This window comes from Oscillatoria sp. FACHB-1407, from assembly GCF_014697545.1.
Lineage (GTDB): Bacteria > Cyanobacteriota > Cyanobacteriia > Elainellales > Elainellaceae > FACHB-1407.
The window spans coordinates 337,733-362,382 of record NZ_JACJSA010000003.1 but is presented as its reverse complement, the minus strand read 5'-3'; the positions used below and the strand labels follow the sequence as shown (position 1 = coordinate 362,382).

The window sequence follows — 24,650 nt, the reverse complement described above, 5'->3', positions numbered from 1 at the left end:
GATATCAATCCTTTGGAGGAGGCACCTTTAATCGAGGTTTTTGTGGTGAATTCAGGACTTTATCCCATACCTCTTCATACTGATGAGTCATGGCTTCTACAGTAAAGCGGGCGATCGCCAATTCCCGTGCCTGTTGTCCCAACTGCGATCGCCACTGGGGATTATCCCGTAGTCGTCGTAACGCTTGGGCTAATCCCTCTACATCATTTTTCTCGATCAGGAGTCCGGTTTGCCCATCAAGAACCGCTTCAGGCATACTGCCAACGCGAGTGGCAATCACAGGTTTAGCGGCTAACATCGCCTCTACCATCGCCAAGGGAAACCCCTCCGACCGGGAAGGCATCGCTACAACATCAAACCTCGGCAGATAGGTTTGTGGATTGACCCAACCGGGCAATTGCAGGCGATCGCTCACCCCCAGTTCCATTGCCAATCTCTCTAAGGTCGGACGTTCTGCCCCTTCCCCCAAAATCACGACCCGTACCCCATCGACTTGAGCGATCGCCCTTAGCAAAACATCGTGAGCTTTCATCGCGTCTAACCGACCAATGCTCCCCACGATCATCCTGCCGTCTTTGTGATCCCCCTGTTCCCCCTGGCTCAGAGAGGTGCCGTTGGGAAGATCGGGAACCCCATTCGGAATCGAGATCACCGTATTGCGTCCCAATGCGTAAAAATCCTCCATGCGACAGGCACTGGCTTCTCCCACTGCCACATGGGCATCTACCCGCAACGACAGGAGCCGAGTCCGTAACCAGGTTGTTAGATCAGTCGTTCGCAGTGGCAACTGATCCACGCGCACCACACGCGCCTGAGGCAACACAAGAGATGTGAATAGAGCGATCGCACAAGCCCATGGTGTACACAAATTGCAGTGGATGATGTCTGGTTTGAGTTTCTGAAACGTTGCAAGATGAGCCATCCATGAGCGAATTCCCTGTGCTGGCAGGACAACTCGAACAGTATCCGGACGACGGTCGGCGATCGCATTCACAACCTCCGCCACAACACCCACCACTGTTATTTGAAAGTGGCTGGATACAGTTGCCACCAAATGTCCCACACTGATTTCTGCACCGCCAATTCCGGCAGCATCCGTGTAAATAACAACATGAGGGAGGCGATCGCGTTTCATAGTGTCAGGGGATTTTAAGAGTATTTAGCTCATAGAGCTGATTTGTAGATATTGTTTCGATCCTCCTAAATCTCCCTTCAAAAGGGAGGCTTCAGATTCTGGCTTGGATTTCCCCTTTGTTAGGCTACGGTGCACACAGAAGTTCCCTCATCCCCCTAAATCCCCCAATTCCAGGGGACTTTGAGCCTTTGTCAAAGGTCTTGACCTGAGCAGAAGCACCCGTACTTGGAACCGATGCGAAGCGCGCCTTTGGGTTCACCCAAACACCTTCTGCTAGGGGGTTTGGGGGAGGCAGTGGCGTCCCCCAATGGGGGTTTGGGGGAGAATCCCCCAATGCCTGGTTCTCACACGCTTGAAACCATCATGCATCAAATTTGTAGGGAAGCAGAGATCTGTATACACGTAGCCTTATTAAGGGGGGTTAGAGGGATCAATAGCAGATGTTTTAGAGCTTAAGATTGACAAACAAATTAGCTCTGAGGAAATAAAGTAGCTCTTAGTACTGCTATTCATAGATAGGGTTTGGAAATAAAACCACGGAGGTGTGGGAGCTGCGCCCCCAGCCAGGGGTTCCACCCCTGCACTCCCAATTCCCACCCTTATTTATGACGAGTTGTACTTAGAAAGGATCTTCAATATGGGAATACCGAGTCCCACCGCCGAAAAGCGTTTTTGATTCCGCATTACGAGAAGCGTCAGAGATGACAGATTGATAAATCGCTTGATGCGCATCAGCAATACTCGACCAGGTAAACGGTTGACTAAAGCGAAATCCAGCCTGCCCCAATTGTTGCCTGCGCTCCGCATCCTCCATGAGGTGATGCATCGCCGTTACTAAACTGCCCACATCACGCGAGGGAATTGACCACAACAGAGAACGATCCTCCAGGAGCGGATCAGGCGGATTGGCACGAGTGGCAATGACAGGCAATTCGTGAGCCATCAACGCCAACAGGGAACCACTTTTTAGCGTCACACCATGGTTAAAAGGTAGCACTCCCACATCAGCTCCTCGCAGACATTCAGAAACCGCGCCTGGGTCTAAATAGCCCGTCATGTGAACCATCGATTGCAACTGCAAGTCTGCAATTTGGGTTTGCAACTTCTGCCAATATTGACTGGCTTGCTGATCTGGCAAAGCAAGACTTTCCACACCGCCAATTAACACTAATCGGGCTTGGGGATGGGTCGCTGCGATCTGCCGAAAGGCAGACAGCAACGTTTCCAGTCCTTTTACCGGATGGAGAAAGCCAAAGAACGCAAAAATAACCGTATCGTCAGCCCAACCACATCGCTGGCGCAGAACTTGCCGAGCTTGAGTTTGGGGAATGGGGGCGATCGCAATATTCGCGCCGATAGGGATCTGCTGTACTCGGTGAGTCAGGTGTGGTAAGCGGGAGGTTACGACCTGTTGAGCATCCGCATTTGTTGTGATGATGGCATCGCTTTGAGTCAGCAAAAAGCCATCCTCCCGATCCCACCAACTGCGTTGCTGTCCCCAAGTTTTCAACGTCTCAACCCAAGGTGCGGGCAGCCACTTGGGTTGCCATTCCCACCAGCCATATTCGTGAATGGTCGTCACAATAGGTGATCGCCATCCGCTCAATCGCAACGCCAGTGGCAGCAGAAAAATGGTGCGATCGAATCCGTACGTTCCAGCAGCGTGTTGAATGTGTAAGAGATCGGCTTTGGTGCGGTGAACGGTTTGCACCAAGGACGGCAGATCCGCCAGTCGCCACCGGGTAACCGCTCCTATCACAGTGGCATCCTGGGTTTGAGCCGCTGCATGAGTTGTTAGAACCAGAGATGTGATTTCTCGTTGCGCCAGAGCCTCCCTCAAATGCAAGGTGTAATGAGCTACGCCACATCGATCAGGATGATACGTTCCTGCAATTATCGCTACAGTCGCTTTGTTCTTTAAGTTCCCTGGCATGACTAACTAAACAACTCCTCCGCCGCTGTGGGATGAACGCCGATCATCGTTTCAAAGTCGTGTTGCGTGACACCCTGATGCATAGCTAATCCAATTCCTTGAATCAAATCAGCGACTTGATCCCCAACCAAATGGACGCCTAAGACACGACCTGACGACTTTTCCGCAATTATCTTAAACAGATCGGGCGATGTGGGATGGTCGAGCAATCGATTCAACAGAGGTTGAAATTCAATGCGCTGGCAGGCGATCGCTTCTTCCCCATACTGCTCTCGTGCTTTGGCTTCGGTTAGCCCCACGCCTGCTGCCTGAGGATGGGAAAAAACGGCAGAGGGAATGAGATCATACTGGAGTTGACCGGGCTGATTACCAAAGTGAATATCGGCAAAAATGCGTCCTTCTGTGCGAGCGACTGGAGTTAAAGGGACGCGATTCGTGCAGTCGCCCACCGCAAAAATATGAGATTGACTGGTGCGGTATTGGTCGTCTACCGCGATCGCCTTCTCTTGAACCTCAACGCCTGCCTGCTCCAATTGCAGTTCCTCCAGGTTGGGAGTGCGCCCAATGGCACACAAAACTAGATCCGCCGTAATCGTTTCGGGGCAATCCCCAGAGAGGGTTACCCGCAACCCATCCGTGACTGGCTCAACCTCTTTCGCTTTGGTCTTGCACCACATCTCAACACCCCGTTCCGTCAAGCCGTTGTGGACTGCCTTTCTCAGGTCATCATCAAAGCCCGATAGGATCTCATCATCGGCATTGATCAGCATGACTTCAACGCCATAGCCCCGAAACGTACTGCTAAACTCCACGCCGATGTAACCCGCACCCATAATCACTAACCGTTTGGGCAATTCCTCCAGAGCAAACATCTCCCGCGACGTGACACAGTGCTCAATGCCAGGAATATCGGGCTTGATTGGCTTCCCCCCAACCGCAATCAACAGTTTGTCAGCCGTTACTCTGCGATCGCCCAGTTTCAAAGTATGGGGATCGACAAAAACGGCGGATTCTGGAATCAAGTCAACCCCTGCCTTTGCGAGGGTTTTGGTATGGCTTTGTCGGGCGCAATCGACTTCCTGATCGCGTGCTTGACGAAACTGGTGCCAGTGAAACTGAGCCTCTCCCACCTGCCACCCATAGCAACGAGCATCTTCGATCCATTGCTGAAAGCGCGAGGCATACGCCATCAACGTTTTGGGAATACAACCCCGGTTCAGACATACCCCTCCCAGAGCCTCTCGTTCTGCGATCGCCACTTTCGCACCATAGTGAGCGGCACGCTTAGCCGCAGATAGCCCTCCCGGACCCGCGCCAATCACCACCAAATCGTAATCGTATGCCATCGTTTTCTTTCATTAAGACATTACCGCCATTTCAGTAGTAATCCTGTTTTGTAGAGCCAAACCACTGTCGAAAGAAGGAGGAGAGAGGGAAGAAAGCAGAGAGGGAGAAAAAGATGAGAGCTTGAGGTGTTACTTTTCACTCTTTTAAGAGTTCCAACGCCGCCGCGACAACAGCTTCCGGTGTGATATTCAGACATTCCAATTCATGGGGACAATGGAAGGCGTAGCAGGGGTTGCACACTGTGGGTCGGCGTAACAATCGGGTGGGACTGTAACGCGGCTTCCACTGACGTTCTAACTCGGTGCCTGCAAAGAGAATCACGCTAGGAGTCCCTGTCGCATCAGCAATGTGCATTGTAGAGGTGTTGTTGGTCAGTACCAGTTTTGCTTCAGCAATGAGGGCAACTAATTCGGACAGGCTGGTTTTGCCAATTAAATCGATTGCACGAGCACCCAGCGTAACTAACAAATCAGTGGCACGCTCACGATCTTTTTCGACCCCTGTGACGACAACCGACCATCCGGTAATTTCACTCAATTGACGCGCCGCCTGAGCAAAGCGATCGCTGAAATAGTTGCGCGATTGGCAACTCGTCCAGGGATTCAAAACCAAATAGGGCAAGGATTCCGTGCCGCGTAGGGGAGAGACCACAGGAATATGTAACGCCAAACCGCGATCGCTCACTTTAAATCCTACCGATTCAATCAACCGCAAATTACGCTCCACCTGATGCAGGTCATCCGGAGCAGGTGAGATCGCGTGGGTCAGTGTTCCTAAATCCTGTTCCTTCGATTCGCCTAACCGCAGAGGAATACCCGCCAGCGCACAGATCAGCCCTGCCGGATGGGGACTCTGACTGAAACTCGTGAGAATAATCGCTGCATCAAACTGGCGTTGGCTCAGGGTTTCGATTAATTCCCATTCGCGATCGGGATTAAAGTCCAATCGCCCCAAATCTTGCCACAGCACGCGCCACGGCAACACCTCATCCACCCAGGGCAACAGTGGCTCTGTCAACGCACCTCCAGGACTTGCCATCAACGTCAGTCTGGCATCCGGCAAGTTTTCCTTCAGCGATCGCAACACTGGACTGGTCATCATCACATCTCCAATGTTGTCTAACCGCATCACAAGCAGATTTCGTAGCGATCGCCAGGGTTCAGCTAACCCTGTCTGTTGGGCTTTCAGATGGATGATATTGACCGTATTGGAGGACTGTTGAATGTCTCGCTGATTCAACAACCGAACGGCTGTCTCTAAGACCGACATTGGCGAAATGTCCTCCAGGCAAGTTTTCCACTCGTAGGGACACTGTCCGCTATACCAGCAGGCTTGTTCCGTGAAGTTGGCGATATTGCGCTCCGGGCACTCCGGAAAGCCCTGTAAATTGACGTGGGGTTCAGGTTGTCCATACCGCCCATGCCACGAAGGACCAAACAGAGTAATGGTGGGAACTTGCAGCGCAGCCGCAATCCGAGCCGGACCTGTATCAGCAGCGATCGCCAGATCCGCCTCTGCCAACATCGCTGCAAAACTTCGGAGTGATCCCGACTGCCAGATCTGGGCAGTTCCACCGATACCCCGCGCGATCGCCGTTGCCTGATCCACATCGGAACCGACCGGAACCACAATCGTTGCCCCATACTGCTGTTGCAGTGCCTTGCCAACGGTAATGAAATGCTGAGACGACCAGCGTTTGATTGCCATCCCTGCATCTGGACAGAGCACAACTAAGGGACGATAGGCAGCACCCAAGGACTGACGCGCGATCGTCCGTTCGCTTGGGGTCAGATACAAATGCGGTTGGTTCCAGGTGACAGCATCCAGTTGAATTAAGCCATCAGACAGCAACAGCGTGAGAAATCGATCCGTAACCCGCTGATCCGGTGGGGGCGATCGCCACAAATTCGTCACTACTACAGGGTTGCGAGGCGATCGCACTTTGTAGTCGTGAATGGCATCGGCAATACCGTCATAATTCGTGTCTGAAACAATCAGATCAAACTGGTCGTTCATCAGTAGCCCATCTAACGTAAATCGGGCTTGTCCTCTAGGCGCAATCACCACTCGATGCACCAGGGGGTCATGTTGCAGCAACTCACCTCCAGGGGCAAACGTCAACACCGTCATCTGGGCTTGAGGGTGCGATCGCCCCACCGCATGAATAGCAGGCAATGCCATCAGCAGATCGCCAATGCCACCGAGTAATTCAACAAATAAAATCTGACGAATGTCTCTCATGAGTGGGGAATAGGGAGTGGGGAGTGGAGCTTGATCAGTCTTTATTGGTCAATAGTTAGTGGTCAACGGTCAATAGTTAGTGGTCAACGGTCAATGGTTAATAGTTAATGGTCAATGGTTAATAGTTAATGGTTAATGGTCAATGGTTAATGGTCAATCAGCAGGGTTTTAACAATAACCATCAACCTTCTTCTTTCTTCTTTTTTCTTTCTTCTCTCTTCTCTCTTCCTTTTTCTTTTCCTCTTCCTACACCACTGGCAACAATTGGGGAGCATCCATACTGCGATCGCGGATCGTCGTTGGCAATTCCTGGTGATACACCCCTGAAGGCAACACACCACAACCACCAAAGGCTGCCATTACCCGCAATTGGGCTAACACATCTTCACCGCAGTGGTTTGGGGGTAACTCACGCCAAAACTCAAATCCGCCCACACTGCGTAACTTGGTCGTGTCATACATCACACAACCACCAATCCAGGCAACTCGATAGGTGCGGGGATGATCAGGAGTAATTTTTAATTGCTGCTGGACGTGATAAAGATTAGCGGCGTTGTGCAGCTTGTACCGCTCCCACTGAGGAGTACCAGAACGGACGATCTCCGGCTCGACTGGACCTTCCCAAAACTCTAAGATTTGCTGATGGGGACGAACATCTTCACTAAAACTCAAGCCAATCACCGCTGAGCCAACGAATCCACACTGCTCTGTTTGAATCGTAGTCAATAAACACTCTACGACCCAGGGTTCCAGGATCAGGTCGTCATCCAGGAACAGGGCATAGGGAGCGATCGCCTGATTGAGCAAAAACTGCCGATGTTCCGCCAATCCTTTTCGGGGCAGGTGTTTCAGCGTCTCCACAACATGCCCATGGGACTGCAATACCCGCAGTGCTGCCTGTACTTCTCCCGACTCAAACGCACTACCATCCTCTGTCTGGTCAGACACCACCACACGAAAGTCACGATAAGTTTGAGCACATAGGCTGGTTAGGGTTACCGCTAAAGCAGCTGGACGACAATAAGTAGGAATGAGAATGTCGATCATAAAAAAGAAGAGAGAAAAATGAAAAAAGAAGAGAGAAAAATGAGCAATTAAGGATGAAACGAAAAGAGACTTTTTATAGGAGGATTAGCGATCGCGGAATGCACCCAAGAGAAAGCTCTTGAAAGCTTGGTTGACACTAGACCTTCGCAAGCAAGACTGTTTGATTGAATGGGCTGTCTTGCACTGGAGTTTGTAATAGCTCTAACGCAGCATCAACCACCCTCTCTGGCTCAACTAACCGTAAACAATGATGATGTCCTTCCGGGCAAATGCTCTTATAACAAATGCGACAGGGAACATCGTGAAACAACACTCGGTTAGGCACACCCCATGGCGTATGTTGAGGATTCGTTAATGCGTATAGATCCACAACAGGAGTGCCAACAGCAGCAGCAATGTGAACGGGACCCGTATTGTTTGAAATGAGTACCGGAGCAAGCGACAAGAGAGCGGTTAATTCGCTCAAAGACAGGCGATCGCCCAACGAGTACGACGGCATCTCCATCAACAACCGAATCGATTCAATCAACTCTATTTCCGGTTGAGTGCCTGTGAAAATCACCTGTACACCCGCCTGCACAAGTTGCCGAGCAGCGATCGCAAACCCTTCTGGCGGATAGCGACGCGAGGGAGCCGTTGCCCCCGGATGGATCACAACCCAGGGGCGATCGCGTTCAATGTCTAGTTCAGCTAGCTTGTGCTGAACCTGAACCAGCGCATCTGGCGGAACCTCTAACCGCATTCGCTTGTCCCACTCATCTAATTCACCCCGGCATCCCACGCTCGCCACCAGATCGAGTTGTCGCTGCACCTCGTGGCGGGTAAACTGCTCTGGCTCTGGATCTTTAATCCAATCCGTCAAAAGCTGATAGGGGTTTTCGTGGCAATGCGCCAACCGTAGCGGAATTCCTGCCATGTAACACAGAAACGCCGATGGTAATGGATTTTGGCTATAGACCGTAAAGATAACCGCTGCATCGTACTGCGATCGCCGCAATTGCTCAATCATGGCGTATTCTGGCGCACTATCCACCCGTGGAGCGGTCGCCTTTAACCAGGGAGAATCGTACACAATCAGGTCATCCAGGTCGGGGAGCAGAGGGGCGATCGCGGCTCCTGCCGATGAGGTCATCAGAGTGATGCGACGATCGGGATGCGCCGTTTTAAGGGCACGCATCGCGGGTGTGGTCATGATCACATCACCAATCGTGTCCAACCGGATGCAGAGGATGTTTTTAGCGGTGTTCCAGTCCAGCATGATTCATAAGGGAGAGAGATTTTTCAAAGGGTTGGCAGTCTGAATGCGATGAATCAATCGGGTCGTGGAGCGATCGCGGACATAGGGCAAAATCTCGACTCTACCGCCCAACACCTCAACCAGTTCGGCTTCTGGCAGGGTTTCGCGGGTATAGTCGCCACCTTTGACAAACACCGTCGGACAGATAGCTCGAATCAGCGCGTGGGGCATTAATTCCGCAAAGGGCACTACGTAATCAACACAACCCAGTGCAGCCAACACTGCCAGACGATCGGCAAGCGGATTCACTGGGCGATCGCTACCTTTGAGTTGGCGCACCGTTTCATCCACATTGACGCCAACGATCAACACATCCCCCAATGCCTTCGCCTGCGTCAGATAGGCAACATGACCCGCATGGAGAATGTCGAAGCAACCATTCGTCAATACGATCCGCTGCCCCTGTTGGTGGAGTCGCTGCACACAGTCCGAGAGCGTGGCGCGATCGCTTAGGATCTTGCGGGGGTGAGCGGGATACGCTTGAGCTTCAAAGGCATGCACCAGAGCAGTTGCGGAGCACAGTGTTGTTCCCACCTGTTGCACCACAACTCCAGTTGCAGTTGCAGCGAGGGTCGCAGCGGTTGACACCGTTGCCCCGGTTGCTAACCCCAATGTGAATGCGCTGATGTACGTGTCGCCTGCCCCTGATGTCTGCTGGGCTGGAACGGGTTGAGCAACCGTGCGGATGGGAGGTTGCCCAGATAGCAAGACCACGGCTCCTTCCGCGTCAAGGGTCACCGCAACGGTATCGGCTCCAATCATCTCTAACAAATAATTGCCACAAGCAAGGATTTGCTCCACTCGCTGATCAACTCGCTTCGGTATGCCCAACACCTGAGTTGCTTCTACGTAATTGGGCTTTGCCAGGGTCATGCCTACTGACTGGTAGGCGGGCAGTTGTTTCGAGTCCACCGCCAGCACACGGGGGTGCTGCGCTTGCAGAGTCGCCAACCGTTGAATGATGCGCGGTGTCAAGATGCCGTAACCATAATCCGACACAATTACCGCATCACAGGCGGCATACTCCGCTGTGAGCCGTTCGATCACCCAATCCTCCAGGTCAGGGGCGATCGCCTCGGTACTGCCCTGATCAAAGCGCACTAGCACCTGATCCGCTGCCATGACTCGCTGTTTTGCCAGGGTAGTGCGGGTGGGAGTGACGAGCAGATCGGCTGTGGCAACTTGTCGTGCTGCTAACGCCTGCCGCAAGCGATCGCCTTCGTGATCATCGCCAATGACAGACAGCAAGCGTACATTAGCCCCTAAACTCGCTACATTGGCAGCTACATTCGCGGCTCCGCCCGGATAGTTTTGACGCTGACTCACCGCCACCACGGGCACCGGGGCTTCCTGGCAAAGGCGATTGGTCGTGCCATTGAGGTAACAGTCCAGCATGACATCGCCGATCACCAACACCGTGAGCGACGACCAACAATCCACAAGATGGAGCAGGTCAGCCTCCATACCCCACCTCCGTCAATCGCTGCATCATCGGGTTTGCTTCCAGTAGACCAGAGTAGGGGGAGATCGGCAGCAAGTCATCTACCGCCTGAACGCGAGGTTGAGCGATCGCCACAATCAAGCGAGCCGCTTCAGCCAGATCAGTTACCAGATGGTGGGGTAATCGGGCTTCCGATAACTCCCATTCCGTTTCGTTGCCGTTGTCGAGCAATACCGTTCGGCATCCCGCTGCCCGTCCCGCTTCCACATCATGCAAGATATCTCCAATAAACCAGGATTGGGTCAGGTCAATGGCGTGATCCTGGGCTGCCTGATAAATCAAGCCCGGTCTGGGTTTACGACAATCACACTCAAAGGCGTAGGTTGGGAGCGTTCCCTGGGGATGATGGGGACAGTAGTAAAAGCCCATTAGTGGCACTCCAACGGCAGCAAACAACTCGTGTAACCGCTGCTCCACTCCCAGCAGAGCCGTTTCCGGGAAATAGCCCCGTGCTACGCCCGATTGATTGGTAATAACAATCAGGTCATATTGAGCCGCATGGAGCCGTTGTAGGGCGATCGCCGCCCCTTCGGTCAACTGAATCTTATCGGGATCGACATTGTATGGAACGTTGTGAATGAGAGTTCCATCTTTATCTAGAAATACAGCTCGTCTGCTCATAGGTCAAAAGGGGATGGGGTAGAAGAGTAGAGGGAGGATGGGTGGGGTAGAAGAGTAGAAAGGGGATGGAGTAGAGGGGTAATGGGGGGATAGGGTACTCCCTCACTCCCCTTCTAAGGCCAAGATCCTTCCCGCATGGGGATCACCATAATTTCGGGGATCACTGTTTCAGCAGGTTGGGTCAACACATAACGAACCGTTGCAGCTACATTTTTGGGGTCTTGCAAAATGTCAGGATCGATGTCGGGAAAGCGATCGAGCAAGAATGGCGTTTTCATTCCCCCTGCAACAACAGCGGTGACTTTAACACCATGGGGACGGGCTTCGACGTGCATGGCGTGGCTCAGTCCCATCAAGCCCCATTTGCTGGCGTGATACACCGAGGCATTTGCCCAAACTCGTTTGGCAGCAGTCGAGGCAATGTTAACGATATGCCCATGTCCCTGTTGCTTCATCAGCGGCATCACAGCTTTAGCCAGGATGAATGGTGCCCGCAGGTTAACGCTCATCACTTTGTCCCAATCGGCAATGGTCAACTCTTCAATGGGAAGCGTGACATCAGTTCCGGCATTGTTCACTAACACATCAATGTGTCCGAACTGATCCATAATTTTTTGCACCACCATTGCGACCTGCTGCTCGTCTGTAATGTCGAGCGGAATCGCCAATGAATCTAACCCCCGCGATCGCAACTGTTCTGCTACCTGCTCTGCCAATTCAATACGGATATCAGCGGCGATCGCCACCATGCCAGCTTCTGCTAACGTTTCACAGATCGCGGCTCCTAAACCCCGTCCACCTCCGGTGACAAGAGCGACCTTACCAGCCAACAAATTGGTCATGTTCTGTTCTCCCTGTGTTCGTTATGTAAAAAGGTGTTGTGTGGTAAACAGTTAATGGTCAATCGTCAATCGTTAATCGTTAATAGTTGATTGCGAGAGTTAATTGAGAGGTTAACGGTCAGTAGCTAGAAGCAACAATTAACAATTGATTCTTACCCCTTGACCCTTGACCCTTGACCATTGACCATTAACCATTGACCATTGACCATTGACCCTTGACCATTGACCATTAACCATTGACCATTAACCATTGACCATTAGCTATTGACCATTGACCATTAACCATTGACCATTGACCATTGACCATTGACCATTGACCATTGACCATTAGCTATTGACCATTGACCATTGACCATTGACCATTAACCATTGACTATTGACCATTGACCATTGACCATCGACTTAAACAATGAACTGTTGATTTACCCCCGAATCACTGCTGTCTCTTCGAGGACTTCAAACTCGGTAAATTCATAACCCTGCTCCCAACTGCCTAACCGTTCAAAGCCATTGGAGCGTGTGGTCAGCAGTTGTTCTTCTACCAACTCACAGAGCAGATGAATGACGAGTAACTGCACCTCCTGAATCCGTTGGGTTTCCAGGGCAGGAACGACGATCGCAATGTCAGCTTTCGTTCGCAATTCACCACCATCTCCCCCTAACAAGGCGATCGAGGTGAGGTTAAGCCGTTTCGCCGCCTCAAATGCCGCGATCACGTTTTTAGAGCGTCCACTGGTGCTGATCCCCAACAACACATCATTGGGTTTGGCAAAGGTTTCAACTTGACGCGCAAATATATCGTCATACCCCACATCATTTGCCCATGCTGTGACAAACGCACTGTCTGCCGACAAAGCCATGGCCGGTAAGCCTGCTCGCTGTGGACAGCAGAACCGTCCCACCAGTTCCGCAGCAAAATGTTGAGCATCCGCTGCACTGCCCCCATTGCCACAAATCAACAGCTTGCCACCACGCAAAAAGCAATTACTCATGGCTTGAGATGCAGCTTGAATGCTGGGACGCAACAACCGCTGCGATCGCTGCACAGCCCGCAATACAGACTCAAAACCGCGATCGAGAATAGCAAGTTGATTGGCTTCTACCCCTGCGATCGCATTCACACCACTCAACACCTCCTCATACAACGCCGCTACAGCACTCGTCACCTTCTCCCAGGTGAAGTGGTCTTGAGCCCGTCGAATCGCCTGTCGCCCAAACAAGCTCATGACTGGCGGGTTCTCTAGCAAATGCAAGAGGCGATCGCCCAATCGCTCTGGTTCGTTCGGTGGCACCAGATACCCCGTCTCGCCATCCTTGACGGTAAACTTTACCCCTCCCACATTCGAGCCGATCACCGGAGTACCACACGCCATCGCCTCAATCGGCGTAATGCCAAAGGGTTCATACCAGGGCGTTGTGACAAACACATCAGCCGCACTGTAGTAATACTTCAACACCTCCCGTCCCTTGCGCCCAACAAAGGTGATGCGGGAAGCGACACCCAACTCCTGGGCGATCGCTGTTAACCGTCCAATCTCCGGCGTTAACTGGGGATCAGGCACATCCGCCTCACCTCCCACAACCAGCAACCGAGCAGGGAGCGATCGCTGTTTTAGCAAATGAGCAAAACCACGAATGACGGTATCAACCCCTTTACGGGGCACCATCCGTCCCAATTGCAAAATCAAATACTCATCGGGAGATAAACCCAAGGTTAAGCGGGCACGTACCTTGTCGATCGCCCAAAACTCAGTTGTGTCGAAACCACAGGGGATCACGCTGATGCGGTTGGGATCTGCCTGATACAACTGCAACAAATCCTCCCGATCCTGGGGACACTCGGCGATGATATGGTCAGCCTCCTGCACCACCCGATCCTCGATTGCAAACCGCTCATCCGGGAACTGGTCTGCCTTACCCTGATGCAGTCGCCGCACTCGTCCCAGCGCATGAAACGTCACCACAAAGGGAATGGCGATCGCCCGTTTGATCTCGGCTGCCACCAGGGCTGACATCCAGAAATTAGCGTGAATCAAATCGTAGGAGGCATCGTCACGACACCAATCCAACATAAAGGCAGTAAATTCCCGCATGTAGGGCAATAGCTGCTCCTTAGGCAGGGCAGTCGGTGGACCCGCTGGGACATGAATCACCCGGACTCCGTGTTGCCAATCAACCACAGGAGGTAGATGTTCGCTGTCGCGTCGGGTAAACACATCCACGTCATAGCCGATCGCCGCCAAATGCTTCGCCAGTTGACCGACATAGACATTCTGCCCCCCACTATCGACTCCACCAAAAATGCCCAGTGGGGTTGCATGTTCACTAATTAGAGCAATGCGTTTAGTCATGATGCAGGATGGGGGTAAAAGTTGACCGTGATCCGAGAGTTGGTTTCAAATTGCGGAATCTGTAATGCACCCAAAACTCACCCTGACGCAGGGGTTAACTGACGACTCATCACTCGCTCAAAAGCGTCATTCCAATTTTGAACAAAGCGGTTGATGTGAAAGCGCGATCGCGCTTGTTCTCTGGCTCCTGCGCTCAAACGACGGGCTTTTTCAGGACTCTTTAACAACTCCTGCATCAACTCAATTAAGACTTCAATATCAGTGTGAATGTAACCAGAGACGTTGTTTTCTACAACCGTTACAAGTTCAGTTGTGGCAGGTGCAATGATAGGTAAACCGATCATCATTGCCTCACACACCGCTAATCCCAAACTGGTATATCGCACAGGATGAAAAAAGAATCGATAGCGTGCTTCAAAGGTCAGCAGTTCAGTATGAGCCATGTCACCTAAACCACCCAACGCGGTTGCGTCCATACCCACCAGATCGAGGGGAAGGCAGCGTCGTGCCTGTTCAAACAAATCGGCTCCCAACCGTCGCCCCCGCTTCTGCAAGCCATTGATGACCACAATGCCGCGATCGAGTTCGCCGCTATACTCTACTTCTTCAGGCACGATCACGCCATGTTCGATCACACACGTGGGAGTCTGTCCGCTATCCCACATCAGGTTATTAAAGTGAGTGACATGAACAAGCAACACATCGGGATCATCCACGATGTGAGGTGTATCGGTGGGGTGTTCCCGTGGAGGATCGTGCTCTAAATACAGCCGAGGCAGTCGTCGCTGATCCGGTGACAAAATCTCGTACTGATCTTGCAGATAATTACGCCGTGACTGAAACAGAATACAGTCAAATTGATGGTGGCACACCTCATCGGCAGAGATGTCATAAACGTTATCACCCCAGGGAAAACTACCCGATCGCCCCCCATACCCTTCAGGCTTGCCCGGTTTCACTGGCAAGTAGAACTCATGAGGTGCTTGAGTCAAATAATAAAGATAACTTCCGTGGATGTGCCAGGTTAAAATGCGTAACGGCATAAGTTCTTATAATGTGTTTTTTGAGTCGTACTTTGAGTAATCGATTTGAATAAAAACCATTACACCGCAAGCTGAGGCTGAGGTTTTTCAGTATTAACTAAGCCAAGCGATCGCAATAAATGCAGATAGTATTCAGTTGTAGAAACGTCATCTAACGGTGGAGAAATACACGTCGATAACACCCCTCCACCAAACTCTTTCGACTGCCCCACCCGAATCGGAATTCCTGCCAGGTAACACAGATACGCCCAGGCATAGGGAGATTGGGTGGGTGTTGTCAAAATCAAGGCAGCATCAAAATGATGATCACGCAATATCTGAATGAGCGATCGAATGGGTTGTTCTTCCTGCTCCCCTTTGTTAACGGAGATACCATGGGCAGGAGAACTGAGATCAGAAGCACGTAGCTCTTTTCTGTAAAACCCATTCTGGGGAGAAGGCAACGAACGAACAGGTAAGGAACCTCCCATGCTCTGACCCAGGGGAGGTTGAGACAGAGTAATCGTCTCCACCCGCATCTCATGCAAAAGACTGTAATCGATCGCTTCTGATGTCAACAGTGTCAGATGCAACTGGGGCAAACTTTCTCGCATGGTTGACAAAACAGTGTGCAGGGCAGATACCTCCATTTGCGGATCACACCACACCACCAATCCATAACGCGCTAACCGCCAATCTTCAGGAAGCATAGGGCACCTCCTGATTTAACAACTCCATCGCCTGAGTGAGCACCATAGCAGGGTTCGCCGGAAAACAGAAATCAGCGGCGATCGCCTTTTGCAGCGTGCCTCCACTGCCCCATTGCATCTGATGGTGAATCAAGGCTGCATCGACAACAACTCGATGACGCTGACGATTAAGCGGTGCCCAGCGATGCGGATCAGAGTTAGAGAAAATCACTACACTGTTGACGTTGAGTGCAGCGGCTAAATGCGACACCCCAGTATCGTTGCACACGAGCAATCGAGATTGGCTCAGCAGAGCGGCGATCGCCCCCAAATGAGTTTTTCCTGCCAGGTTCACGGCCGAACCGTGCATTGCCTCCGCCACAACTCGCGTTAAATCCACTTCTGCTGCCGTACCCGTCAACACAATTTGCCATCCTCGTGCTGCCAGGGCATCTGCTACTAAGGCGAACTGCTCTGGTGCCCAGCGTCGAGCACTGACACTGGCTCCGGGGTGGATGCAGATGTAATCGCCGGGACTGAGATTGTATTCAGTGGCGATCGCCTTCCAGTCCTGCCAGTCAGACTCGTGAATTGGGAAATCCAGATGATCGCCCTGCAATGGAACTCCCAAAAACTCCATCAACCGCAGATGTCGCCATACTTCTGGCTCGTGCTCTGGATAGGGTAAAAAGCGTTGTGGGTCAGGGCAATACTGACCTTTTGGGAAAAAGCCTGCTGCCTGCTTTGCCCCCAACAACATGACAAAGTTGTTGATATAGGTGCCAGTGCCATGCAACTGAAACGCCAGATCAAAATGGCGTTGTTGCGCTTGTGCCAAAAACTGAACAATCCGTTGAGGCTCCAGCGGAACTTCCGGAATCCCAGGGCAACCAGGAAACTCTAAATACTCGTCAAAGTAATGCCCAAATCGTTGTACGAACTGCTGTGACCAGGGCAACCCAATCAGCGCGATATGCGCCTCTGGAAACGCAGCCCGCAATGCCCGCATCGCTGGAACGCAGCAGAGCAAATCACCTAACCCAGGGAGCGATCGCACAACTACAATCGTTTGGGGCGCGATCGTTGAAGTGCCAATCATCTGAGGCAATGACTGTTGCAATCGATAATTATTGCTGAGACGTGTTTCCATCTCGACCTACTACCGACAAATTGATGAAATCAAGTGACAAAAATCTGATTTAGTGAATTGCACAAAGGGAGTTGATGTAAATTTCTAAATGTCTCAACTCCAATCCAAATGCAATCAAACACAAATTTGCTTCAAGAAGAAAGTCACATGATGTCATCCTAGTGATTCAATTTTGTGAATTCATCAGGCAATTGCATAAAGAAGTAAATCATTTCATCGTGATTTATTGGGCAATTGCACAAACAATTCAAAATCTATCTTAAGGGGGTTCTACAAATGCTAAACAACCTTAGTTTATCTTGGGTGAGCTGTCAATCAACAATGCTATTTCGGTCAAATGGTTGATGAACATATTTCTTTAAAAATGCCACCCTTAATCAAGAGTTCAGTCAAATGAACCCTACATCAAATCAAAGCCTCTTTTTATGGAGGCAAACTTTAAATCCAACTTACTTAAAACTTGAAGTGTTTAACAGCGAGGTATAGACAGATGGCTAAGAAAAAGGCAACTGATATCCTGTCACTCATAGAAGCAGATCACCGCACAGCAGAGAAAATTTTTGCGGAAGCTGAGGGTGCCAAAGGTGCTAAAAAAATGCAGGAGTGTTTTGATCAGCTCTACAAAGAACTGAACTTGCACGCCTACGCTGAGGAGTTAGTCTTCTATCCTGCAATGCAAGATCACGAGGAAACTCAGGAATACATTGAAGAAGCAGAAGAAGAGCACAACTCTGTAAAAATTCTGCTCGAAGAGATGAAATCTCTTGAGATCGGTGGCTCTGAATTTAAGACCAGAATGATGCACTTGAAAGAGTCTATCATGCATCACGTTGAGGAAGAGGAGAGCGAGATCTTTGAAGCCGTACGTGGATGCATGGGCGAGGAAGAGTTGATGGAATTGGGACAAGAATTCCAGGCAGCCAAAGGCAGAATGGAAGCAGAAGTTGAAGAGTCTTTAGCCAAACGGTAAAGATTTTATAGCTTCATAAATCGAATCAGGGAAGTAGTTTTACTTCTCTGATTTTTGATTTCCTCTTCATGCTTAGGATAGAGTTTTGAGGTGCAATTACTATCTATCTAACCTTTAATTTATCACTTTTGTCAGAGGTAAAATTCGATCACTATCCCTAAGCTTTACGTGTAGTTTGTAAGTCTATTCCCTCAAGTTGGGCGATCGCCAAAGCCTCACAAAGATTGCTTTTTTACTTGACGGATAATCAGGAGCCTTCTATGAGCAGATTGGTTTCATTTTTTAAGAGTTTAAAATTGCGGCAGATTGTTTCCATTGTTGTTGTTGGAGTCGCCCTGCTTTTTAGCACTGCTTGTAACAATGGCAATCTTCAAGGTGCTCGCCCAGAAGTTCCCCCGGTTCAAATGGGTGGTAACAACAACCCCCACTCTATGGGTGGTGATGGCTATACCGAATACAAGATGTCAACCGATCCTCAAGTCAAGCCCTCTGGTAGCAACTTGAGAAGCAGTCTTTTTGACTTCAATCAATTGGTAGCTAGCAATAGCACCGATATTAAAAGCAATGCATCTGACATACTGTATCCAGGTTCCAGCACAAGTAGCACCACAAAACCTGATATTGGTCCCAGAGGGGCAGCACTTGAGCCAGAACCTATTCGTGGCGAGCGTCAACGGGTCATTAACCGCAGTAATCCTGACGAACAGATTCTCGAAAAGATTGGACAGCAATTTGAAGATTCCTCTGAGTTCCTTAAAGAAAACTTTGACTTTACGTTAGAGCAAGCAGGTGAAGATAGAGATATTAACGCTGCTAAATAAGCGAAGCAGAAACACGTCATCTGACTTAAGCGGTTAATAAACCCATTTCACTCACATTGGAGCGCAAAGATCCGTCAAGGGCTTTGCGTTCTTTTCTTATCGTCATAGGCATATTCAATGAGGCGGAGGCAAGTCAGGAAGCTTTCCCAGCATCGGGTTTGAGCCATTGCCTTTGCCTTAAGCTTTCTGACCAAGGCTATATTTTTGTAAGTTTTGCCCCTGTTTTAACCCCATAACTACAACTACATACCGTTAATTGGAGAGAGTCGATTGGAGCGATCGCAACAACAACGCCAGACGCATCTGCACTGCATCATCAAAACGACGAGGTTCTAACCCTGTCAAAGAGACAATTTTATCCAATCGATAACTCAGAGTATTGCGGTGAATTGATAACCGTTTTGCAGTTGCTGAAGGGCAACAACTTTCACTAAAAAACATATCCAAAGTGGTTAACAACTCAGGCTCATGATCAAGCGGACTTAACAAAAACTTTGCCAGATCAACTTTAGTGCTTTCATCCGCTACACCAATAAACGCTGCAATGCCCAACTCTCCTAGACAATGCACTCGGTTTTGCCCCAGAAAACGGCTTCCTAACGAGAGAGCAGCACGAGCATCTTCATAGGAACGGGCTAGTCCCTGAATGCCGGGATGATAACGACCAATGCCAATATTAATGGCTGTCCCTAAATCGCTACACAGCCTCAACAGTAAAGCATCTGCCGCGCGTTTAAGGGCTGTTAAGTTAGCCCAGGATGACCCCAGTCCCTTAGAAATATCGTTGCAATCTGCCCACAAATCTAAGTTCTTAGTATCACTCGCCTTGAGAACGCACACCTGTCCCTGACCTAAATTGGCGCAGATTGTATCATTCGGCAAATGGAAAAAACTGACAATACTATTAATCACAATTTGAATACGACGCTCTTCTTCGATCGCACTGACAAATCGATCTGAAGTATCTATTCTGGAAACATAATCCGTCGCATCAATCAAAATGACTGCTCTTGGTGGGGTCAAATCAATCCCTAAAGATTTAGCTCGATTGAGAATAACTGCTTCATCTGAGATACGACCATGCAGCAAATTGTCAATCAGTTGATTTTTTAACTCATGCTGGTTGGGAGCTTGTTTTTCAGTGGTGCTCTGGTTAATGACCAACTCCACGAGTGCTTGGGCAAGACGCGGAGAAATGGGTTCCTGATTGGTGGGTTTTCCCACAATGACCTCACCCACCCCAGTCTCGTGATGCAGAGGAATTCTCAAACAATTGGCTAACGTTCTTTCGGCAGTTTCCCAACTTAAAGCCAATCCAATCTGCTCCGGTTGACTGCTGGTAATGACAACTCCTTGATTATTCGTTACCAAAACAGGAGCATACAAAAGCTCAGCTACCTTGTTAGTCACCATATTAGCGAGTTGTGTAAAGCGAATCGATGTGTCTAACATGAGCTTTGCTTGGAACCTGCTGAATTAGCCCTATATTCGAGGGATTGTCATAACTTTATTTCAAATTTCGTCACTAACATTCATCCCTCTGAGGGTAAGACTTTTCACCGAAAGAATGCCCTCCTTAAGAAGGACGAAACTTCAATTCATTGATCCAGATTGCATTTACAAGTACTCTCTAACACGGGTAATTTTTGTGGAATTTGCTTTGTTAGATTTGTTGTATCCTGCGATGGATGTTAATTAGATGGGTTAATTCCATGCTGAAGTAAATTCATCAATGTAGTTATTATGCTCTTACAAGATAAGCAAAGCGGAAGCCTGGTAGAAGTCTTAGACGTTGCAGATTTAGTTAACCCATCGACTGGTCAAATTCAAGGTAGAATTCAGGCTGGTCAAGAAGAGCAAGACCCGGAAGATATTGCTAAAGAGCAACTTGTTTTTCCTTCAGGAGAAGAACTTCCTCGTTGTTGGGTTGATCAAAACTATCAACGAGATAGCAAAATGAGTGCTTAAAAAGCACAAGCCTCATAATTATTGTGACTAATTCCTAACTTTCTTTTGAGAGATTAGGAATTTCTTTTTTATACGCTGTAAGGAGGATTGAGCTATCTAAAATGTTAATCCTAAAAGTGTATCTAAGATGACGATATAGCTTCAGGTAGATAGCAGACTACTATCCCCCTTATAGAGTTGAGGTATAGAAAAACAGCAGCCGCTTTGAACCTTTGAACTTGTTTAATACTAATGAGTCAAGTTGTATCAAACTTTGAGCTGCGTTCCACAGGAGGAAACAATCATGAGTTTAGAAGATAGAGCTAAGGCAACTGCCAAAAATATCGAAGGTAAAGCACAAGAAGCTCGCGGTGAAGTCACAGGCGATCGCGCAGACAAATCCGCTGGAAAAACGAAGCAAGCAGGTGCTGAAGTTCGTAACGCAGTAGAAGATGTCAAAGACGATATTAAGCGCAAGCTTGACTAACCACTGAGTTGCAGATGGGTTGGCAGGAGTCAACTCATCTGCCTTGAATAACATTCAGCCATTATCGAACTCCTATAGCAATACCATTTACAGACCCCCAGGAGGACTCTGTGAATCTACAAAATATTCAAAAAATTCTCGTTGCCTTAGCTCTTGCAGTCGTTCTAACTGTGACAACCGCTTGCGGTGGAACTGTTCAATCTACCCAGCCCGGAGTCTCATCTGGCAACGGCTCCACTGTTGCTTATCAACAACTTGAACGCGGTAATACATCAGGTGGACAAAACTTTGGTGATTGGGTTGTACAAGCAGGTGGTGGACTAATCTCGGATGCCTATGTTCGGGATGACAACAAATTAGGTGCTGTCATTTCATCCCAAGTTCGCCCTAACGAAGTTCGTCCTTTAGCGCGATCGCTCACTCAGGGATTACAACGCAATTTCCCCAACCGCGATCTGACCGTTTTTATGTATGCCCCCGATAAAAAGCTGATTCTGACGGCTCGTTATGATCACCAGACGCGCCAGATTGAATACCAATAGCTAACAGCATTTTGAAAAGGGAGATTTAATCACATGCCCAGTAGTGATGACTATAAACGCCAAATTATGCAAGATTTGGCAAGTGGTAATGTAGAGTCACTGGACAATGGCTCTTCCACCACAACTGAAAACTATCAAAACTTTGATGATTTTGCTCAACGGTCTTCCAAAGAAGAGCGTCGTCGGTTGTTTGGTCGCTCATTGCACCCCAGCAACATTCCCACAACACAGATGGAGCCTGAGTTGCAGAAGGCGATCGCTCAAATTAAGCCGAATGAGCGGGATGATGTGGCACGCGAATTCTTTAGCCACCTGAAAAAACGGGGTCTAGACGATCGCACTCTAGAGCATCAATTGGGGCTATCAAGCCGCCATCCAAACCGCATGAGTGCAGATGATGTGAGCAAACTGGCTTCCTTTACCTATCACAACCATCCCGATATCTTCCAGGAAGTGCTCGCAGACCAGCCAGCCATTCTCAAGTTCTTGAGCAATCCGATTGTGGGTGCAGCGTTAGGGGCGATCGCATCGCGTTGGTTTGGTAATCGCCACTAATTCTCTAAGTGCATCAAGGGGTGCATCATCTGACTACATTGATCTTGACTGATCTCCTACAGTGTCTTAAGCGGATGTGCCATACATCCGTTTTTTTATTCATAGCCGTAGCCACATTGATAGGGCGGAGGCGAGCCAGGAAGCTTTCCCAGCATCCGGTTTGAGTCATTGTCTTTGCCTTAAGCTTTCTAACTAAAGCCATATATAGCAGTCCTATCTGATTTGTGAAAAAGGTGATTTGTGAAAGTGCCCGCCCGATGGGCGGGCACTTTCACAAGTCATTTAGGGTTGCTATAGTGTCGTTCAACAACATTAAATCAACCCGTAAGTAGATCATTTAAAGTATTGAATTTGTACCCTGGGATCGACGATTCAAACAAGGGTTTTACCTAATATAAATCCCAATTAGTTATAGGATAAAAAGCCTATGCAAGCCGTTACTCGATCAAACGATCGCCCCAGTGATCCTAGAAACCGTGAAGTGGTTTTCCCTGCTGGCGATCCTCAAAATGGAAATTTAGCCACCCCTATCAATTCCTCTAATTTCACTCGCACATTCATCAACAACTTACCCGGTTATCGGAAGGGCATTACTCCTCTGCGGCGCGGTTTAGAAGTTGGAATGGCACATGGCTATTGGTTGATTGGACCATTTGTCAAATTGGGTCCCCTCCGCAATACAGAAATTGCTAATCTGGCAGGTCTCCTGTCAGCAATTGGCTTGATCGTTATTTCAACTCTAGCGATCTCGCTATATGCCTTTAGCTTTCCACCCGAACCTGAAGCAACGATCACTACACCAAGACCTCCCGATGCGCTGAAGTCTTCTGAAGGTTGGAATGAATACGCCAGCGGATTTCTGATTGGTGGTATTGGAGGTGCTGCATTTGCTTACTTCCTTTTGATCAATTTAGATGTGTTCAAAAACTTACTGAACGTTGGTTTTTAACCACTTTGAAAATGACTGAGACAATCTCTAATAGGTTGTAATCCGTTACTTGCTTTTGTTTCTTGCCATTCCTGTTCAAACCTGGATGCTCTCTTAACGCTCTTGTCGTTAAGAGAGTTTTATTTTAAGCAACACTAAATTGAATGCGATGTTGAATGGGAGATGTATTTGTAACCACCAATACACCGACAGAATCATATCTGAAATTAACTCTTTGGGGTGACATTAATTCTTTAGTGAAACTGAAATAATGATGTTGATAATTGGTGTGATATTACTCAGAAGGGGCGATCGCTGTGAACTTCAACCTATTTGATCTGTTCTGGATTTTTCTGATCATTTCGTCACTTCAACCTGCACTGCAACGTCGTCAAATTGCAACCCGTCGCATTCAAGCCCTACGCGATTTTGAACGTCAACGACGCAGTCGCATCATTCTTCTGATCCATCGACAAGAGTCAATCAGTTTGTTAGGCATTCCGCTGTCTCGCTACATCACCATTGAAGACTCAGAACAAGTTCTCAGAGCGATTCGCCTGACACCACCCGATGTACCCATCGACCTGATTTTACACACCCCAGGGGGCTTAGTATTAGCCACTGAGCAGATTGCCCGTGCCCTGATTCGCCATCCTGCCAAAGTCACGGTGTTTGTTCCTCATTACGCCATGAGTGGCGGCACGATGTTGGCGTTAGCGGCTGATGAAATCGTCATGGATGCCAATGCTGTCTTGGGTCCAGTTGATCCACAATTAGGCAATTTTCCAGCAGCGAGTATTATCAAAGTAGTTGAAGATAAGCCGATCGCTGAAGTAGACGATGAAACCCTGATAATGGCGGACATCTCACGTAAAGCCATTCAACAGGTACAGCGATTTGTTAGAACCTTGTTAAAAGACGCGACTCCAGTTCCAAAAATCTCACCGGAACACATCGAACCTATCATTGACGCCCTAACCACTGGTCGAGTCACGCACGACTACCCCATCACCGTTGAAGAAGCGACTGAGCTAGGGTTACCTGTCACAGTGGGCTTACCAAAGGCGATTTACAACCTGATGGAGCTTTATCCTCAACCGCAGGGAGGTCGCCCTTCAGTACAATACATTCCCATGCCTTATCAACCCCGTCCTGCCCTGCCTGAACCTAAAGGCAGACCCATCGAAGGTACGTAACGCAATCCATCGTGAACACTATAGCCGA

General features: G+C 49.3%; 22 protein-coding genes. 8 read left to right on the top strand and 14 right to left on the bottom strand.

What is annotated here, in order from left to right:
• Positions 1 to 4: 4 nt before the first annotated feature.
• From H6G89_RS07525 to H6G89_RS07465, 13 genes are all read right to left on the bottom strand, one after another.
• Positions 5 to 1,135, bottom strand: coding sequence for a glycosyltransferase family 4 protein (locus H6G89_RS07525; RefSeq protein ID WP_190504687.1), 1,131 nt, complete (start codon positions 1,133 to 1,135; stop codon positions 5 to 7).
• Positions 1,136 to 1,754: 619 nt separating this feature from the next.
• Positions 1,755 to 3,068, bottom strand: coding sequence for a glycosyltransferase (locus H6G89_RS07520; protein WP_190504686.1), 1,314 nt, complete (start codon positions 3,066 to 3,068; stop codon positions 1,755 to 1,757).
• A gap of 2 nt (positions 3,069 to 3,070) precedes the next feature.
• On the bottom strand, positions 3,071 to 4,414 hold the full coding sequence (gorA, locus tag H6G89_RS07515; RefSeq protein WP_190504685.1) for a glutathione-disulfide reductase: 1,344 nt from the start codon (positions 4,412 to 4,414) through the stop codon (positions 3,071 to 3,073).
• A 136-nt stretch (positions 4,415 to 4,550) separates the two neighbouring features.
• Positions 4,551 to 6,656 (bottom strand): glycosyltransferase family 9 protein, encoded by a 2,106-nt coding sequence (locus H6G89_RS07510; RefSeq protein WP_190504684.1) that lies wholly within the window; start codon positions 6,654 to 6,656, stop codon positions 4,551 to 4,553.
• 246 nt (positions 6,657 to 6,902) lie between these two features.
• Positions 6,903 to 7,703, bottom strand: a complete 801-nt coding sequence (locus H6G89_RS07505; protein WP_190504683.1) for a glycosyltransferase family 2 protein — start codon at positions 7,701 to 7,703, stop codon at positions 6,903 to 6,905.
• A 136-nt stretch (positions 7,704 to 7,839) separates the two neighbouring features.
• Entirely contained in the window at positions 7,840 to 8,961 is a 1,122-nt protein-coding gene (gene waaF, locus H6G89_RS07500) for a lipopolysaccharide heptosyltransferase II (protein ID WP_190504682.1), read from the bottom strand.
• A 3-nt stretch (positions 8,962 to 8,964) separates the two neighbouring features.
• Positions 8,965 to 10,464, bottom strand: coding sequence for a D-glycero-beta-D-manno-heptose 1-phosphate adenylyltransferase (gene rfaE2, locus H6G89_RS07495; protein WP_190504681.1), 1,500 nt, complete (start codon positions 10,462 to 10,464; stop codon positions 8,965 to 8,967).
• Positions 10,454 to 11,122, bottom strand: a complete 669-nt coding sequence (locus tag H6G89_RS07490) for a D-glycero-alpha-D-manno-heptose-1,7-bisphosphate 7-phosphatase (protein WP_190504680.1) — start codon at positions 11,120 to 11,122, stop codon at positions 10,454 to 10,456. The genes rfaE2 and H6G89_RS07490 overlap by 11 nt, the downstream gene beginning before the upstream one ends.
• A 113-nt stretch (positions 11,123 to 11,235) precedes the next feature.
• A complete protein-coding gene (locus tag H6G89_RS07485; protein WP_190504679.1) occupies positions 11,236 to 11,964 on the bottom strand; it encodes an SDR family oxidoreductase in 729 nt (242 codons plus the stop codon).
• A 422-nt stretch (positions 11,965 to 12,386) separates the two neighbouring features.
• Positions 12,387 to 14,315, bottom strand: coding sequence for a glycosyltransferase (locus tag H6G89_RS07480; protein ID WP_190504678.1), 1,929 nt, complete (start codon positions 14,313 to 14,315; stop codon positions 12,387 to 12,389).
• A gap of 77 nt (positions 14,316 to 14,392) precedes the next feature.
• Positions 14,393 to 15,358, bottom strand: coding sequence for a glycosyltransferase (locus H6G89_RS07475; RefSeq protein ID WP_190504677.1), 966 nt, complete (start codon positions 15,356 to 15,358; stop codon positions 14,393 to 14,395).
• 59 nt (positions 15,359 to 15,417) lie between these two features.
• Positions 15,418 to 16,047 (bottom strand): glycosyltransferase family 9 protein, encoded by a 630-nt coding sequence (locus H6G89_RS07470; protein ID WP_190504676.1) that lies wholly within the window; start codon positions 16,045 to 16,047, stop codon positions 15,418 to 15,420.
• Entirely contained in the window at positions 16,037 to 17,176 is a 1,140-nt protein-coding gene (locus tag H6G89_RS07465; protein ID WP_242059852.1) for a glycosyltransferase family 9 protein, read from the bottom strand. Before H6G89_RS07465 ends, H6G89_RS07470 begins: the two co-directional genes overlap by 11 nt.
• A 490-nt stretch (positions 17,177 to 17,666) precedes the next feature.
• Here H6G89_RS07465 and H6G89_RS07460 point away from each other — a divergent pair, with 490 nt between their 5' ends.
• Both H6G89_RS07460 and H6G89_RS07455 read left to right on the top strand, forming a co-directional pair.
• The gene (locus tag H6G89_RS07460; RefSeq protein WP_190504675.1) at positions 17,667 to 18,146 is read left to right on the top strand and encodes a hemerythrin domain-containing protein; all 480 of its coding nucleotides are present in this window, start codon (positions 17,667 to 17,669) and stop codon (positions 18,144 to 18,146) included.
• Positions 18,147 to 18,406: 260 nt separating this feature from the next.
• Positions 18,407 to 18,967 (top strand): DUF6658 family protein, encoded by a 561-nt coding sequence (locus tag H6G89_RS07455; RefSeq protein WP_190504674.1) that lies wholly within the window; start codon positions 18,407 to 18,409, stop codon positions 18,965 to 18,967.
• 252 nt (positions 18,968 to 19,219) lie between these two features.
• Here the strand turns inward: H6G89_RS07455 and H6G89_RS07450 are convergent, their stop codons facing one another.
• A complete protein-coding gene (locus H6G89_RS07450; RefSeq protein WP_190504673.1) occupies positions 19,220 to 20,419 on the bottom strand; it encodes a PucR family transcriptional regulator in 1,200 nt (399 codons plus the stop codon).
• Between the two features lie 291 nt (positions 20,420 to 20,710).
• On the opposite strand from H6G89_RS07450, the gene H6G89_RS07445 reads away from it, so the two are divergent.
• From H6G89_RS07445 to H6G89_RS07420, 6 genes are all read left to right on the top strand, one after another.
• Complete coding sequence (locus H6G89_RS07445; protein WP_190504672.1) at positions 20,711 to 20,935, top strand: acetyltransferase; 225 nt, start codon at positions 20,711 to 20,713, stop codon at positions 20,933 to 20,935.
• A 283-nt stretch (positions 20,936 to 21,218) separates the two neighbouring features.
• Complete coding sequence (locus tag H6G89_RS07440) at positions 21,219 to 21,401, top strand: CsbD family protein (protein WP_190504671.1); 183 nt, start codon at positions 21,219 to 21,221, stop codon at positions 21,399 to 21,401.
• A 110-nt stretch (positions 21,402 to 21,511) separates the two neighbouring features.
• Positions 21,512 to 21,943, top strand: a complete 432-nt coding sequence (locus tag H6G89_RS07435) for a hypothetical protein (RefSeq protein WP_190504670.1) — start codon at positions 21,512 to 21,514, stop codon at positions 21,941 to 21,943.
• Positions 21,944 to 21,976: 33 nt separating this feature from the next.
• Positions 21,977 to 22,498 carry a hypothetical protein gene (locus H6G89_RS07430; RefSeq protein WP_190504669.1) on the top strand — a complete coding sequence of 174 codons (522 nt, stop codon included), beginning with the start codon at positions 21,977 to 21,979 and terminating at the stop codon, positions 22,496 to 22,498.
• A 427-nt stretch (positions 22,499 to 22,925) separates the two neighbouring features.
• Positions 22,926 to 23,447, top strand: a complete 522-nt coding sequence (locus H6G89_RS07425; RefSeq protein WP_190504668.1) for a photosystem I reaction center subunit XI — start codon at positions 22,926 to 22,928, stop codon at positions 23,445 to 23,447.
• 296 nt (positions 23,448 to 23,743) lie between these two features.
• Positions 23,744 to 24,622 (top strand): SDH family Clp fold serine proteinase, encoded by an 879-nt coding sequence (locus tag H6G89_RS07420; RefSeq protein WP_190504667.1) that lies wholly within the window; start codon positions 23,744 to 23,746, stop codon positions 24,620 to 24,622.
• The last annotated feature ends 28 nt before the right edge of the window (positions 24,623 to 24,650 follow it).